Origin of the sequence: Brevundimonas sp. (assembly GCF_044336875.1) — a bacterium.
Classification (GTDB): Bacteria; Pseudomonadota; Alphaproteobacteria; order Caulobacterales; family Caulobacteraceae; genus Brevundimonas.
In genome coordinates, this window is record NZ_JBIIOP010000027.1 from 13,630 (window position 1) to 27,712 (window position 14,083).

General features: G+C 68.8%; 12 protein-coding genes. 8 read left to right on the plus strand and 4 right to left on the minus strand.

The features are described 5' to 3' along the window. Positions 1-87: 87 nt before the first annotated feature. On the minus strand, positions 88-591 hold the full coding sequence (locus tag ACIQ1T_RS17985) for a DOMON-like domain-containing protein (protein ID WP_395945937.1): 504 nt from the start codon (positions 589-591) through the stop codon (positions 88-90). A 192-nt stretch (positions 592-783) separates the two neighbouring features. Between ACIQ1T_RS17985 and tyrS the strand changes: the two genes are divergently transcribed. The 4 genes from tyrS (at position 784) to ACIQ1T_RS18005 (ending at position 4,376) form a co-directional block, all read left to right on the plus strand. After that, positions 784-2,037 (plus strand): tyrosine--tRNA ligase, encoded by a 1,254-nt coding sequence (gene tyrS, locus ACIQ1T_RS17990; protein ID WP_395945938.1) that lies wholly within the window; start codon positions 784-786, stop codon positions 2,035-2,037. Then, positions 2,037-2,504 (plus strand): peroxiredoxin, encoded by a 468-nt coding sequence (locus ACIQ1T_RS17995; RefSeq protein ID WP_395945939.1) that lies wholly within the window; start codon positions 2,037-2,039, stop codon positions 2,502-2,504. Before tyrS ends, ACIQ1T_RS17995 begins: the two co-directional genes overlap by 1 nt. A 194-nt stretch (positions 2,505-2,698) precedes the next feature. Continuing rightward, positions 2,699-3,844, plus strand: coding sequence for a peptidoglycan DD-metalloendopeptidase family protein (locus tag ACIQ1T_RS18000; RefSeq protein WP_395945940.1), 1,146 nt, complete (start codon positions 2,699-2,701; stop codon positions 3,842-3,844). Further along, positions 3,828-4,376: a polymer-forming cytoskeletal protein gene (locus ACIQ1T_RS18005; RefSeq protein ID WP_395945941.1), complete on the plus strand. Its 549-nt coding sequence runs from the start codon at positions 3,828-3,830 to the stop codon at positions 4,374-4,376. Before ACIQ1T_RS18000 ends, ACIQ1T_RS18005 begins: the two co-directional genes overlap by 17 nt. 79 nt (positions 4,377-4,455) lie before the next feature. Here the strand turns inward: ACIQ1T_RS18005 and prfB are convergent. Both prfB and ACIQ1T_RS18015 read right to left on the minus strand, forming a co-directional pair. Then, positions 4,456-5,581, minus strand: a protein-coding gene (gene prfB / locus ACIQ1T_RS18010) for a peptide chain release factor 2 (RefSeq protein WP_395945942.1) whose coding sequence is annotated in 2 segments (ribosomal slippage) — positions 4,456-5,511 and positions 5,513-5,581 — 1,125 coding nt in all. Because the reading frame shifts where the segments join, the coding sequence is not laid out codon by codon here. Positions 5,582-5,762: 181 nt separating this feature from the next. Beyond that, positions 5,763-8,174: a penicillin-binding protein 1A gene (locus ACIQ1T_RS18015; RefSeq protein WP_395945943.1), complete on the minus strand. Its 2,412-nt coding sequence runs from the start codon at positions 8,172-8,174 to the stop codon at positions 5,763-5,765. A 137-nt stretch (positions 8,175-8,311) separates the two neighbouring features. Between ACIQ1T_RS18015 and ACIQ1T_RS18020 the strand changes: the two genes are divergently transcribed. From ACIQ1T_RS18020 to ACIQ1T_RS18030, 3 genes are all read left to right on the plus strand, one after another. Further along, positions 8,312-8,740, plus strand: a complete 429-nt coding sequence (locus ACIQ1T_RS18020) for an organic hydroperoxide resistance protein (RefSeq protein ID WP_395945944.1) — start codon at positions 8,312-8,314, stop codon at positions 8,738-8,740. A 169-nt stretch (positions 8,741-8,909) separates the two neighbouring features. Next, positions 8,910-9,914 (plus strand): cobaltochelatase subunit CobS, encoded by a 1,005-nt coding sequence (gene cobS, locus ACIQ1T_RS18025; protein WP_395945945.1) that lies wholly within the window; start codon positions 8,910-8,912, stop codon positions 9,912-9,914. Positions 9,915-10,274: 360 nt separating this feature from the next. Next, a complete protein-coding gene (locus ACIQ1T_RS18030) occupies positions 10,275-12,047 on the plus strand; it encodes an ATP-binding protein (RefSeq protein ID WP_395945946.1) in 1,773 nt (590 codons plus the stop codon). Positions 12,048-12,064: 17 nt separating this feature from the next. On the opposite strand, the gene ACIQ1T_RS18035 is transcribed toward ACIQ1T_RS18030, so the two are convergent. After that, entirely contained in the window at positions 12,065-12,640 is a 576-nt protein-coding gene (locus ACIQ1T_RS18035; RefSeq protein ID WP_395945947.1) for a DUF2239 family protein, read from the minus strand. 163 nt (positions 12,641-12,803) lie between these two features. On the opposite strand from ACIQ1T_RS18035, the gene mutL reads away from it, so the two are divergent. Beyond that, positions 12,804-14,083, plus strand: a 1,280-nt coding sequence (gene mutL, locus ACIQ1T_RS18040; protein ID WP_395945948.1) for a DNA mismatch repair endonuclease MutL, incomplete at its 3' end; no start/stop codon positions are given.

Here is a 14,083-nt window from a genome sequence, read left to right on the forward strand (position 1 = left end):
GGATCCAGAATCCCGGTTCACGAAGCGGAGGCAAACTGGCGACACCGGGCGTATGGATCCTAGGCACAAGGCCTAGGATGACGTTCTTTAGAGCGTAACGGCGAACGACCCGGAGTGGTGGAAGTCCGGCTTATCCGAAGGATGGGCCAGCGCCCAATAGGCGATCGCGCCGTCGAACCGCTCGATCACCGCCGTCAGACCGACCGGACCCGTCGCATCCTCGGGCAGGTCGACGTCCGCCGTCAGCACGAACCGCCCCTGGGCCGTCCGGGTGACGATGAAGGGCGCCGGGATCTCCAGCCGCCGCATCCCCTCGCGATAGCCGTCGAACCGATAGGCGGCCCAGCCGCCCGACGGCGACAGATTATATTCGACGTATCCGCCCTCGGTCCGGGCAAAGGCCTCGAAACAGGTGGTCCGCCACAGCTCGTCCGTGTGCACCCGCGCCGCCGCCTCGGGCCAGCGCACCGTCTCGACCGGCCCCGCCAGATCGAACTCCAGGCTCAGCACCCCGCCCGAACGGCGCGCCTCGACGTCCAGGGTCAGACCGGCGTGGGTCGAAGTCGGGTGCGGGATCAGGGGCAGACGCATCCGACCTTCGTATCCCAGCCTTGACGCGGATCAAGGCCTGGCCCTATCCAGACGCCATGTTCGCCGCCCGCACCGCCACCGGCCTGTATTACCGCCCGCTGATCTGAGCGAGCGGCCCGCGAACCTGCGCCGCACCTCCGGCGCGCAAATCCCGAGACGCCCGCCGGCATCCCTGCTAACGGAGCCTCCGCCATGACCGATCAAGCCTTCAAGTCCGACTTCCTCCGCACCCTGCAACAGCGGGGCTACATCCACCAGGTCACCCATCCGGCCGAACTGGACGAGGCTGCGACCTCGGGCGTGGTGGCCGGCTACATCGGTTTCGACGCCACGGCGCCCTCGCTGCATGTCGGCAGCCTGATCCAGATCATGATGCTGCGCCGTCTGCAGCAGGCCGGGCACAAGCCCATCGTCCTGATGGGCGGCGGCACCACCAAGGTCGGCGACCCGACCGGCAAGGACGCCTCACGCCCGCAACTGACCCAGGAAACCATCCAGGCCAATATCGACTCGATCAAGACGGTCTTCGCCAAATTCCTGACCTTCGGCGACGGTCCGACCGATGCGGTCATGGTCGACAACGACGCCTGGCTGTCGACCTACGGCTACATCCAGTTCCTGCGCGACTTCGGCACCCATTTCACCGTCAACCGGATGCTGGCCTTCGACTCGGTCAAGCTGCGGCTCGAACGCGAGCAGCCGATGACCTTCCTCGAGTTCAACTACATGCTGATGCAGTCGGTGGACTTCCTGGAGCTGAATCGCAGCCACGCCGTCAATCTGCAGATGGGCGGCTCGGACCAGTGGGGCAACATCACCTCGGGCGTCGATCTGGTGCGCCGCGTGGACCAGAAGGCCGCCTTCGGCCTGACCACGCCCCTGCTGACCACGGCCTCTGGCGGCAAGATGGGCAAGACCGCCCAGGGCGCCGTCTGGCTGAACGCCGAACAGCTCACCCCCTACGACTACTGGCAGTTCTGGCGCAACGCCGAGGACGCCGACGTCGGCCGTTTCATGCGCCTGTTCACCGACCTGACGCTGGATCAGATCGCGGCGTTCGAGGCGCTTGAGGGCGCCGCCATCAACGACGCCAAGAAGGCCCTGGCCGACGCCGCCACCACCCTGTTGCACGGCGCCGAGGCTGCGGCCACGGCCCGCGCGGCCGCCGAGAGCGCCTTCGAGAAGGGCCAGCTGTCCGCCGACCTGCCGACCGTCGAACTGCCCGCCGCCGAGGTCTATGGCGCCATGATCGCCGCCGTCGTGACCAAGGCCGGCCTGACCGCTTCCAACGGCGAGGCCCGCCGCCTGGCCCAGGGCGGCGGTCTGCGCCTGAACGACGTCGCGGTCTCCGACGGCGCCCAGCTGCTGTCCGAGGCCGACCTGAAGGACGGCGTCGTCAAACTGGCCGCCGGCAAGAAGAAGATCGTTCTGGTGAAACCCGTCTGATGTCCGCCACCGAAGGCCAACCCGCCCCCGCCCTCGATCTTCCTACGGACGGCGGGGGACGCGTCTCCCTCGCCGCCCTGAAAGGTCAGCCCGCCGTCGTCTATTTCTATCCGAAGGACGACACGACCGGCTGCACCCGCGAGGCCCAGGACTTCACAACCCTGGCCGCCGACTTCGCCGCCCTGGGCGCCACCGTCATCGGCGTGTCGAAGGACACGGTGAAGAAGCACGACAGGTTCAAGGCCAAATATGATCTCGCCGTCGTCCTGGCCTCGGACGAGGACGGCGCCGCCTGCGAGGCCTGGGGCGTCTGGGTGCAGAAGAAGCTCTACGGCCGAGAATATATGGGCATCGAGCGCGCCACCTTCCTGATCGACGCGCAGGGAAACATCGCCCGCGCCTGGCGCAATGTGAAGGTCGCCGACCACGCCGCCGCCGTGCTGGACGCAACCCGCGCCCTCCGCTGAGGATCGGCCTGCGCGAAGACCCCGCCCATCACGCGAATCGGAAGTGACGATTTCCCCTCATGCGGGAACTCCAATCAACAATGTCGTGATCCCGACCCTGAAAGCCGGAAATCAGGGTTAACAAGACGTAAATCATCTTGCCGCTGTCGCCATTGCGCCGGATAAACCTCGCCTCGACGTGGGGGCGTTGCGTAATGGGTGCGGAAGAAACATCGCAGGGACGGTCGTGGCTCGAGCGTTTTTTGCCCGTCCGCTACCTCTATCTTCGTAGTCATGACGAGGTCCGGGCCTATGCCCTGACCGGTCGCCGTCAGGTCATGTTCGGCGCCGTCGCCTTTGTCGCCGTGGCCTGGTCTCTCGTCTCGTCCGGCGCCTTCCTGTTCGACATCGTCGCCCGGCACCGTTCGGATTCCGAGGTCGTCCGCGCCCGCGCGGCCTCGGAACGGCTGAACGCCGACCTGCAGGCCCGACTGGAAAGCGCCATGGTGCGCATGTCGGCCACCAGCGGCTCGCTGGACCAGACCGCCGCCATGATCGAGCGGCGGCACGCCGCCCTGACCAATGTCATGATCGACTTCCACGGCGTGGACGGCGCCCAGCGCGCCCTGGCGCCCACCGTCTCGCCCAACGCGGGCGGCCCGATCCAGCGCATCATGGCGGTGCGTCTGGACCAGGAACGTCTGCTGGACCGGGCCGAGACCTTCGCCCAGACCCGCGCCGAACGACTGCGCCTGGCCTTCCGTCTGGCCGGCCTCAACCCCGCCGCCTACGCCGCCGCGTCCGAGCCCCTGGGCGGCCCCCTGGTCGAGGCGCGCGATCCCCGCGCCCTCGCCGCCATCCTCGATGTGGACGAGCCCTTCGCGGTCCGTATCCGCCACGCCGCCACCAATCTGAACGAGATGCGCGCCCTGGCCGACGCCGCCGAGGGCCTGCCGTTCAAACGCCCGACGCAATCGCGCACCACCTCCGGCTTCGGCGTCCGGTTCGACCCGTTCAACGGCCGTCCCGCCGTGCATCAGGGCCAGGACTTCGCCGCCCCGCTGAACACGCCGATCTACGCCACCGCGCCGGGGGTGATCGCTTTCGCCGGGGTCCGTTCAGGCTATGGCAACACTGTCGAGATAGATCATGGGCGCGGTTTCAAGACACGCTACGCCCACCTCAACGCCCTCGGGGTCCAGCCCGGCCAGTCGGTCGCACTGGGCCAGCGTATCGGGGCGATGGGAACGACAGGCCGGTCCACCGGCGTCCACCTCCATTACGAAGTCTGGCTGAACGGCCGACCACAGAACCCCGCACGCTTCCTCAGAGCAGGAGATCAACTTGTTCAACAAGACTAGCAAACCCGCCCCGACGCCGTCGGCCCGCCCGGCCGCCCCGGTCATTCCGCCGCTGCCGGACATGCCGTCCGCGTCGCGCACCGCCGCGCCGGCGCCGTCCGCCGTCCCGAACGGCCGCGGCCTGTCGACCCTGTCGTCGGACCTGGTGTTCGAAGGCAATGTCGCGGGCGGCGGCGACCTGCAGATCGACGGCCAGGTGAAGGGCGACGTCCGCGTCGGCCGCCTGATCGTCGGCGAGACCGGCGCCGTCGAGGGCAATGTCCAGGCGGACTATATCGAGGTGCGCGGCCGCGTCGTCGGCGGCGTCCAGGGCAAGCAGGTCAAGCTGGTCGCCACCGCCTATGTCGACGGCGACATCACCGCCGAACAGCTGGCGATCGACGTCGGCGCCTTCTTCCAGGGCCGCGTCGCCCAGGGCCAGCGTCAGGCCCCCGCCCCGGCCGCCGTCTCCCCGGTCGCGCCCGTCGTGCAGGCCGCCCCCGCTCCGAAGCCGGAAACCGCGCCGGTCGTCGAGGCGAAGGAAACGGTCTGATCCGTCAGCCCTGACGACAAAAGGGCGGCCCGGAACCCGGGCCGCCCTTCTTCGTATCCGTGGACCGTCGCGGCGCCGATCAGGCGTCGGCGCTGGATCCGCGCGTTTCGCCGACCCGGGAGGCCAGGGCCGCGCCCATGAAGGCGTCCAGGTCGCCGTCCAGCACCCCTTGCGTGTCCGAGGTCTCGACCTCGGTCCGCAGGTCCTTCACCATCTGATACGGCTGCAGCACATAGGACCGGATCTGGTGGCCCCAGCCGATGTCCGTCTTGGCGTCGGCCAGGGCCTGGGCCGCCGCCTCGCGCTTCTGCAGTTCCAGCTCGTACAGGCGCGCCCGCAGCATCTTCCACGCCTGTTCGCGGTTCTGGTGCTGCGACCGGCCGGCCTGGCAGGCCACCACGGTATTGGTCGGGACGTGGGTCAGGCGCACGGCCGAGTCCGTCTTGTTGATGTGCTGACCGCCGGCGCCCGAGGCGCGATAGGTGTCGGTGCGCACATCCGACGGATTGATGTCGATCTCGATGGCGTCGTCGACGACCGGCGACACCCCGATGGAGGCGAAGCTGGTGTGACGCTTGGCCGCCGCGTCATAGGGGCTGATCCGCACCAGGCGGTGGACGCCCGATTCCGACTTCAGCCAGCCATAGGCGTTCGGGCCGCTGATCAGGATGGTGGCCGACTTGACCCCCGCCTGTTCGCCCTCTTCGTGCGCCTCGATGGTGACTTCGTAGTTATGCGCCTTGGCCCAGCGGGAATACATCCGCAGCAACATCCCGGCCCAGTCGTTGGACTCGGTGCCGCCGGCGCCGGAGTTGACTTCCAGATAGGCGTCGTTGCCGTCGGCCTCGCCGGACAGCAGGGCCTCCAGCTCGGCGCGCGCGGCGCGTTCCTTGATGCCGCGCAGAGACGCGCGCGCATCTTCCAGCGCGGCCTCGTCGCCCTCCTCGTCCGCCATCTCGGCCAGCATCACCCCGTCCTCGAGGTCCTGCTCCATGGATTTGATGGTGTTGATCTTGGCTTCCAGCTGCGAGCGATCGCGGCTGACGGCCTGGGCCTCGTCGGGCTTGTCCCACAGCGTCGGGTCCTCGACCCGCGCATTCAGCTCATCGAGCTTTCTTAGAGCGACATCCCAGTCAAAGACGCCTCCTGAGCAGAGCGACGCTCTGCTCGATGTCGGCCTTCATGGCCTCGACATCCGGTCTCATCGCAATCTCCAGCGACAGCAATTAATGATCGTCATCCTCGGGCTTGTCCCGAGGACCCACGGTAGGAGCAGTCTCGAAATCACCAGGCTGGCGATGTCGTCGAACCATCCTGCGGTTCATGCGGCCCACCGGTGGATCCTCGGGACAAGCCCGAGGATGACGGAGGGTGGGTACTAGAGCCTCAGTACAATCCACTCAAGTCCTCGGCCGGCGCCTTCTTCGGCGGCGGGGCGGCGGCGGGCGGCGGCGGGGCGTTGGCGCCGCTGGCGGCGGCCTCCTGCTCGCGCCGGATCACCTCGTAATAGTTCTGGGGTCCGACCGGCTGGGTCGGGGCCTGGACCGGCGGGGGCGCCTGGCGCTCCGTGCCCGGACGGAAGGCTTCCTCTATGCCGTTGACGGTCCGGAAGACCGCGTTCTTGGGCCGCACGAACGGACGCGCGGGCCGTTCCTTCAGCGCCGTCTGCATGAAGTCGATGAACACCGGCACCGCGGCCGTGGTGCCCGTCTCGCCAAAGCCCAGCGAGCGGTTGTCGTCAAAGCCGATGAAGACCCCGACCACGATGTCGCTGGTGAAGCCGACGAACCAGGCCGAGCGGTATTCGTTGGTCGTACCCGTCTTGCCGGCGACCCAGTTACCCAGGCCGCGCGCGCTGGCGGCCGTGCCGCGCTGGACCACGCCCTCCAGCATCGAACTCATCTGATAGGCGGTGATCGGGTCGATGACCTGGGTGCCGCGCTGCTGCAGGCGCGGCGATTCCTGGCCCGAGAAGCCCCGGCCGCAGTCGCGGCAGCTGCGGCTGTCGGCGCGGAAGATGGTCTCGCCGTCACGATCCTGGACATAGTCGATCAGATAGGGGCTGACCCGCCGCCCGCCGTTGGCGAAGGCGGAATAGGCGGCCGTGATCTCCAGCGGCGTCACCTCGCCGGCGCCCAGGGACACCGACAGGTTCGGCGTCAGGCCGGGGATGCCCATCTTGTCCGCCTGGTCGACGATCTTCTTCATGCCGACCGACTGGGCCAGGCGCACGGTCATGACGTTGCGCGACAGCTCCAGCCCGCGCCGCAGCGTCTGCGGCCCGTAATACTGACGGCTGTAGTTCTCGGGCGTCCAGCGCTGGCCGTTGGCGCCGCCGGCGAAGCTGATCGGGGCGTCCAGAACGATCGAGGCCGGGGTGAAGTCCCCCTCCAGCGCCGTCGCATAGACAAAGGGTTTGAACGAGGATCCGGGCTGACGCCGCGCCTGGGTCGCCCGGTTGAAGCTGCTGAGGGCGTAGGAATAGCCGCCCACCATGGCCAGCACCCGGCCCGACTGCGGCTCGACCGCCACCAGGGCGCCATTGACGCGCGGCACCTGTTTCAGCGCGAACTGGCCGTTGCGCGGCTCGACGAAGATCAGCTCGCCGCGGCGCAGTTGGCGATTGGCGTTGGCCCAGGCCGCGTCGGCGGCGATCAGGGTTCCGGTCTCGTCATCCCTCGCGGTGCGAATACGCACGGTGTTTCCGCTGACGCTCTCGATGGCGGCGGCCCGCCAGCTGCGGCGTTCGGGGGGCGCCTGTTCCTTCAGGGCGGCGGCCTGCCAGCCCTCGGCGAAGTCGGTCGTGCCCCAGCCCCCGCGCCAGCCGTGGCGACGGTCGTAGTTTTCCAGACCCAGCATCAGGGCCTGGCGCGCCGCCGTCTGCAGCGTCGGGTCCAGGGTCGTGCGCATATAGAAGCCGCCGGCGCGCAGCTGTTCGCCGAAATCGGGGTTGGCGGCTGCCTGGCGCCGCGCCTCCTCCACGAAGAAGTCGGCGTCCTTGTAGTCGGACCGCTGCGGCGCATCGCGGGCGATCAGCGGCCGGGCGCGCGCCTCGACCAGCTGGGCCTGCGTCAGCCAGCCGTTCTGCTCCATCTCGCCCAGCACCCAGTCACGCCGGCCCTTGGCCGCGCCGGGGTGACGTTTCGGGTGATAATTGTTCGGTCCCTTGGGCAGGGACGCCAGGAAGGCGGCCTCGTCCGGCGTCAGCTGGTTCAGCGACTTGCCGAAATAATTGTAGGCGGCCGAGGCGATGCCGAACGAGCGATAGCCCAGGAAGATCTCGTTCAGATACAGGTTGAGGATCTGCTCCTTGGACAGGGTCGCCTCCAGGCGATTGGCCAGGATGGCTTCCTTCAGCTTGCGGTTCAGACTCGATTCGTTGGTCAGCAGGACGTTCTTGGCCACCTGCTGGGTGATGGTCGAACCGCCCTCCAGCCGGCGTCCCGACGCCAGGTTGAAGATGTTCTTGATCGAGGCCCGGCCGATGCCGGACACGTCGATGCCGCCGTGCTGGAAGAAGTTGCGGTCCTCGGCGGCCAGGAAGGCCTGCACGACCGTCAGCGGGATCTGGTCGTAGGAGACGTAGATTCGGCGCTCGTCCGAGAACTCCCCGATCAGGGTGCCGTCGCCGGCATAGACCCGCGTCGCCGTCGGCGGCCGATAATCGGCCAACTCCGAGGCGTCCGGCAGGTCGTGGAACAGCCACGCCGCATAGACGGCGACCACCAACCCCGCCAGGGCGATGCCGCCCAGCAGAACCATGCCCGCCCACACGAACCAGCGTTCGGCAATCTTCACTGCGTACTCCGACGACGCGCCCCGAAAGGGTGCTTTAGCCCGCGTCGCCCCCAAAACGCTAGGGCAGTCGTGCAACGCCCCCTTTCCGTCTTCCGTTAAGCCCCTATCTCAAGCTTCCCAATACACAGGAGCCCCCCATGGAAGTTCTGTATCGCGCCCAGGCCACCGCCTCCGGCGGCGGCCGCGAAGACGGCCGCTCGACCACCGACGACGGCAAGATCGACGTCAAGCTTTCGACCCCGGCGGAAATGGGCGGCAAGGGCGGCGACGGGACCAATCCCGAACAGCTGTTCGCCACCGGCTACGCCGCCTGTTTCCTGGGCGCGCTGCGTCTGGTCAGCGGCAAGGCCGGCTCGCCCGTCGGTCCGGACACCAAGATCACCGCCGGCGTCGGCTTCGGCAAGAACACGCGCGGCGAGGGCTTCAACCTCGACATCGACCTGACCGTCTCCGACCACGGTCTGGACCAGGCCGTCATCGACGACCTGATCGAAAAGGCCCACCAGGTCTGCCCCTATTCCAACGCCACCCGCGGCAATGTGGATGTGAAGCTGGCGGCGAAATAAGGATCCTCCCCCGTCCTTCACGGGGAGGGGGACCGCCGCAGGCGGTGGAGGGGCAGATCCGGATTCGGTGCTGGGTTCGCCCCCTCCACCCCTTCGCGGTCCCCCTCCCCCGCTTCGCGGTGGAGGATCGGTCTCGACCCCGCAATCCACCTACGCTAATCGCTTTTCCATGACCTCCCCGCTCGACGCTACGCCCGATTCCCTGATGACGCTGGAGCCCGCCCGCCGCGTGACGCTGCGCGAGGCCTTCGGCGTGGACAGCGACATGACCGTGCCCGCCTTCGCCGAGCGCGACAGCCATGTGCCCGAGATCGACGAGGCCTATCGTTTCGACCCGCAGACCACCATCGCCATCTGCGCCGGCTTCGCCTTCGACCGCCGCGTCATGGTCCAGGGCTATCACGGCACCGGCAAGTCGACCCATATCGAACAGGTCGCGGCCCGCCTCAACTGGCCCCTGGTCCGCGTCAACCTGGACAGCCACGTCAGCCGTATCGACCTGGTCGGCAAGGACGCCATCGTCCTGAAGGACGGCAAACAGATCACCGAATTCCGCGAGGGCATCCTGCCCTGGTCGCTGCAGCGCCCGGTCGCCCTGGTCTTCGACGAATACGACGCCGGCCGCCCCGACGTGATGTTCGTGATCCAGCGCGTGCTGGAGGCCCAGGGTCGCCTGACCCTGCTGGACCAGAACCGCGTCATCCGCCCGAACCGTTTCTTCCGTCTGTTCGCCACGACCAACACCATCGGCCTGGGCGACACCACGGGCCTGTATCACGGCGCGCAACAGATCAATCAGGCCCAGCTGGACCGCTGGAACATCGTCACGACGCTGAACTACCTCGACCACGACGTCGAGGCCGAGATCGTCGCCGCCAAGGCGCCCGAGTACGCCACCGCCGAAGGCCGGCGTCAGATCGCCGCCATGGTCCGCGTCGCCGACATGACCCGCAACGCCTTCATGAACGGCGACATCTCCACCGTCATGTCGCCCCGCACGGTCATCACCTGGGCCCAGAACGCCATCATCTTCGGCGGCGACCTGGCCCTGTCCTTCCGCCTGACCTTCCTGAACAAGTGCGACGAACTGGAACGGCCGACCATCGCGGAGTTCTATCAGCGCGCCTTCGGCGAGGACCTGCCGGAAGCCGCCACGCGGGTGAAGGTGGGGTAGTTTTCTTTTCCGCTCGCCCCGGCGAACGCCGGGGCCCGGATCCGGACCCAGGCCTTACAATCTGAGAGCGAATCTGCAATCCGGATCCCGGCATTCGCCGGGATGAGCGGACAAAAGGAATGGCGGCGCAGGCCCGGGCGACCGGACCCGCCAGGGAAGACCGGCTCATCCACGACGTCAGCGACCACCCCGTCACGCCGCCCTTGGCCTGATCACGGCCGACGCCCCATGGTGAACGGCGCCGCCGGAACCGGCCGGCCCACGCCCCGATGACGACCGCCGTTACGCCAAAAAGCAACGTCCGATTGATCCCTCGTTAAACTCCGTCGGCTAAGGGCGATTTCGACGGGGGACGTTCGTGTGGTCAACAAAGCCGAGTATGTCAGGGCTTATGCCGAGCGGTACAGGGACATGTTCCCGGTGCGGCTGGCGGCCGTCGGCGCCATCATCGCCCTGGCCTGGTGGAAGCTGGGCTGGGACTGGGCGCTGAGCTTCGCCGCGATCCAGGCCGGCCTCTATGTGATCCTGTGGCGCATGATCCAGGGGGTGCGCGCCGATCCCGCCGCGCCCCGCGCCGAGCCGATCCTCAGACGCGGCACCGAAGCCATCACCTTCGGCCTGGCCCTGCACAACAGCCTCTTCTTCCTCGCCGTCTGGCACGGTTGGCCCGAGTATCACATCAATCTGCTGCTGCTGATCGGCGGGGTGCTGATGGTCGGGGCGCTTCAGGTTCACGCCAGCCGTCTCAGTTTCGCCGCCGCCGTCGTCATGCCGTCCCTGGCCATAGGCTGGATCACCGTCGCCGAGGCGCCCGAGAATTTCGCCCTTCAGCTCAGCGTCGCCCTGTTCGTGTTCGGCGTGGTCAGCGCCGCCTGGCGCCAGTGGCGCAGCGACCGCGAGACCGTCGAACTGATGGTCGCCGTGACCGAACGCTCGTGCGATCTCCAGGCCGCCCTGGCCCAGGCCGAGATCGACCACGCCGCCGCCCAGCGCGCCAACCAGGCCAAGTCAAGATTCCTGGCCATGATCAGCCACGAGGTCCGCACCCCCCTGAACGTCATCATGGGCCTGACCGAGGTGCTGCGCGGCCGCACCCGCGCCCCGGCCGAGGCCGCCGTGATCGACGACATGGCCGACGCCGGCGGCATGCTGCTTCGCCTGCTGAACGGCGCGCTGGACATTTCCAAGATCGAGTCCGGCCAGTCGGACCTGCGCCTGGCGCCGGTCGACGTCGCCGACCGGCTGGACGCCATCGCCCGCGTCTGGCGCGCGCGGGTCGAGGAACTGGGCCTGAGGCTGGAGATCGAACGACAGGGCGCGCCCGAGCATTTCGTCATCCTGACCGACGAGGCCCGCGTCGAACAGGTGCTGATCAACTATCTGTCCAACGCCCTGAAGCTGACGCCCCAGGGCGTGATCCGCATCCGCGCCCGCGCCCTGCCCGCCCCCGACGGCCGCATCGACCTGGACTTCGAAGTCCACGACCAGGGCCCCGGCGTGCCCGAGGACGAGCGCGAACGCATCTTCCAGCCCTTCGAGCAGCTGGCCGCCGGCCGCGCCGCCGGGGGCTCGGGCCTGGGTCTGGCCCTGTGCCGGGCCAGCGTCCAGGCTCTGGGCGGCGCCCTGGGCGTCCGCGCGGCCCAGCCGCACGGCGCCGTCTTCTGGTTCCGCTTCACCGCCGACCGCGCCGAGCTCCACGCCGCCCCCGCCCCCGTCGTCCGGCCCGCTGTCCAGAACGGCGACCGGCCCCTGCGCATCCTGGCGGCCGAGGACCATCCCGCCAACCGCACCCTGCTGACCCTGCTGCTCCAGCCCTTCGGCGTCGACCTGACCCTGGTCGAGAACGGGCGGGAGGCGGTCGAGGCCCTGCGCGCCGCCAGCTTCGACCTGGTGCTGATGGATGTGATGATGCCGGTGATGAACGGGGTCGAGGCCGTCGTCGCCATCCGCGCCGAAGAGGCCGCCGCCGCCCGTCCCCGCGCTTCGATCCAGATGCTGACCGCCAATGTCTTCGACGACGACATGGCCCGTTACATGAAGGCCGGCGCCGACGGCGTGCTGCGCAAGCCCATCGAGATCGCCGCCCTGCAACGCGTCATCGTCCAGGCCGCCGACCAGACCGCCGACGCCTGAACCTCAGTCCCGGATCTTCAGCGCCAGCCGTCCTCGGCCATCGTCTGCGCCGTCTCCCGCACCCCCTCGGGCCAGTCGGCGACGGCGGCGGCGAACCCCGCCCGGTCCCCGGCGAACAGGGCCCGCGTCGCCGCCTCGTAATGGGCCAGATCCCCGGCCATCGCCGTCATGAAACGATAGGTCGTCTCGCGCGCCGTCCGCATCCGGTCCGGCCCCTCGGCCTCCCGCATCGCCGCCTCGACCAGTTTGCGCAGGCTCACCGACGCCCCGCCCGGCCGTCCGGACAGCCAGTCCCAGTGACGCGGCAACAGGGTCACCTCCCGCGCCGTCACCCCCAGTTTCGGCCGCCCCGGCCCCTTCTTCGCCGCCTCATCCTGGATCGATGTCTCCTGCGGCAACCGCCCCGTCACGGCGGCCAGGTCCCCGCGCAGATCGAACTCCACCGTTCGCCCGCTGGCCAGGTCGAACACCAGCACGTCCTGGCCGGCGTCAGCCGCCGCCTTGACCGCCGCGATCACATCGTGCGGCCGCCCCCGCCCCAGCAGCTCGGTCCCTGCGAAGGCGGCGCAATTCATCTCGGGCGTGGGGATCATCGTCTGGCTCCTGAAGTTCGCCGCGAATTACCCGGGTGAAATACCAGAGTCAATATTACCCGGATCAATTACCCTCTCCCACAGGAAGAAGGGGGATGAGTGCGCGCCCCCGCCTCAACCTGCGTGGCGCGAATCCCCCGCGCCCCCTATCTTCCCGGGTCTCATGCCCATTCGTCGTCTCTCCCCCGAAACCGTCAACCGCATCGCCGCCGGCGAGGTGGTCGAGCGCCCGGCCAGCGCCATCAAGGAACTGGTCGAGAACGCCATCGACGCGGGCAGTTCCAATATCGAGATCCAGGCCGACGGCGGCGGCCTGTCGCGCATCCTGATCGCCGACGACGGCAAGGGCATCCCGAAGGACGAACTGCCCCTCGCCGTCGAACGCCACGCCACGTCGAAGCTGGAGCCCGACGACGCCGGCGACGTGGACCTGCTGCGCATCCACACCCTGGGCTTCCGGGGCGAGGCCCTGCCCTCGATCGGCTCGGTCGCCCGGCTGTCGATCACCACCCGTTCCCGAGACGCCTCGGACGCCTGGGCCATCCAGGTCGAGGGCGGCGAGCATCGCCCCCTGTCCCCCGCCCCCTTCCCCGGCCCGCACGGCGCCCGGGTCGAGGTGCGCGACCTGTTCTACGCCACCCCCGCCCGGCTGAAGTTCATGAAGTCCGAACGGGCCGAGGCCATGGCCATTTCGGAAGAGATCAAGCGCCAGGCCATGGCGCACGAGGCCGTCGCCTTCACCCTGTCGCTGGACGGCAAGGTCACCCTGCGCCTGCCCGCCGAACATCCGGGCGACGAGGGCCGGCTGCGCCGCCTGTCCGCCCTGCTGGGCCGCGACTTCGAGGCCAACGCCCTGCTGATCGATCAGGAACGCGACGGGGTGCGCCTGTCCGGCTATGCGGGCCTGCCCACCTATTCGCGCGGCAACGCCGCCCACCAGTTCCTGTTCGTCAACGGCCGCCCGGTGAAGGACCGGCTGCTGCAAGGCGCGTTGCGCGGCGCCTACGCCGACTTCCTGGCCCGCGACCGGCATCCGGCGGCGGTCCTGTTCCTCGACATCGATCCGCTGTTCGTCGACGTCAACGTCCACCCCGCCAAGGCCGAGGTCCGGTTCCGCGATCCCGCCCTGGTGCGCGGCCTGATCGTCGGCGCCCTGAAACACGCCCTGCACGCCGCCGGCCACCGCGCCTCGACCACGGTCGCCGCCGACGCCCTCGCCGGTTTTCAGCCGGGCTTCCAGGCCCACACCGGGCTTTCGCGGGGCGTGGGGGATGGGGTGTGGGGTGTGGGAGCGCCGGATCCTCGAGCGACAGGCTACAGCGGCTGGACCGGCTGGTCCCAGCCCGCCGCCGCCGCGCAAGTCCTGCCCGGCCTCAACGAACGCAGCGCCCGCGTCGAACCCAGTTGGGACGCCCCCACGCCCCACACCCCCTACCCCCCCCC

What these genes read in the sequence shown, in the direction of transcription:
- ACIQ1T_RS17985 (WP_395945937.1), bottom strand. Translation starts at nt 591, where the DNA reads ATGCGTCTGCCCCTGATCCCGCACCCGACTTCGACCCACGCCGGTCTG.
- tyrS (WP_395945938.1), top strand. Translation starts at nt 784, where the DNA reads ATGACCGATCAAGCCTTCAAGTCCGACTTCCTCCGCACCCTGCAACAG.
- ACIQ1T_RS17995 (WP_395945939.1), top strand. Translation starts at nt 2,037, where the DNA reads ATGTCCGCCACCGAAGGCCAACCCGCCCCCGCCCTCGATCTTCCTACG.
- ACIQ1T_RS18000 (WP_395945940.1), top strand. Translation starts at nt 2,699, where the DNA reads ATGGGTGCGGAAGAAACATCGCAGGGACGGTCGTGGCTCGAGCGTTTT.
- ACIQ1T_RS18020 (WP_395945944.1), top strand. Translation starts at nt 8,312, where the DNA reads ATGGAAGTTCTGTATCGCGCCCAGGCCACCGCCTCCGGCGGCGGCCGC.
- cobS (WP_395945945.1), top strand. Translation starts at nt 8,910, where the DNA reads ATGACCTCCCCGCTCGACGCTACGCCCGATTCCCTGATGACGCTGGAG.
- ACIQ1T_RS18035 (WP_395945947.1), bottom strand. Translation starts at nt 12,640, where the DNA reads ATGATCCCCACGCCCGAGATGAATTGCGCCGCCTTCGCAGGGACCGAG.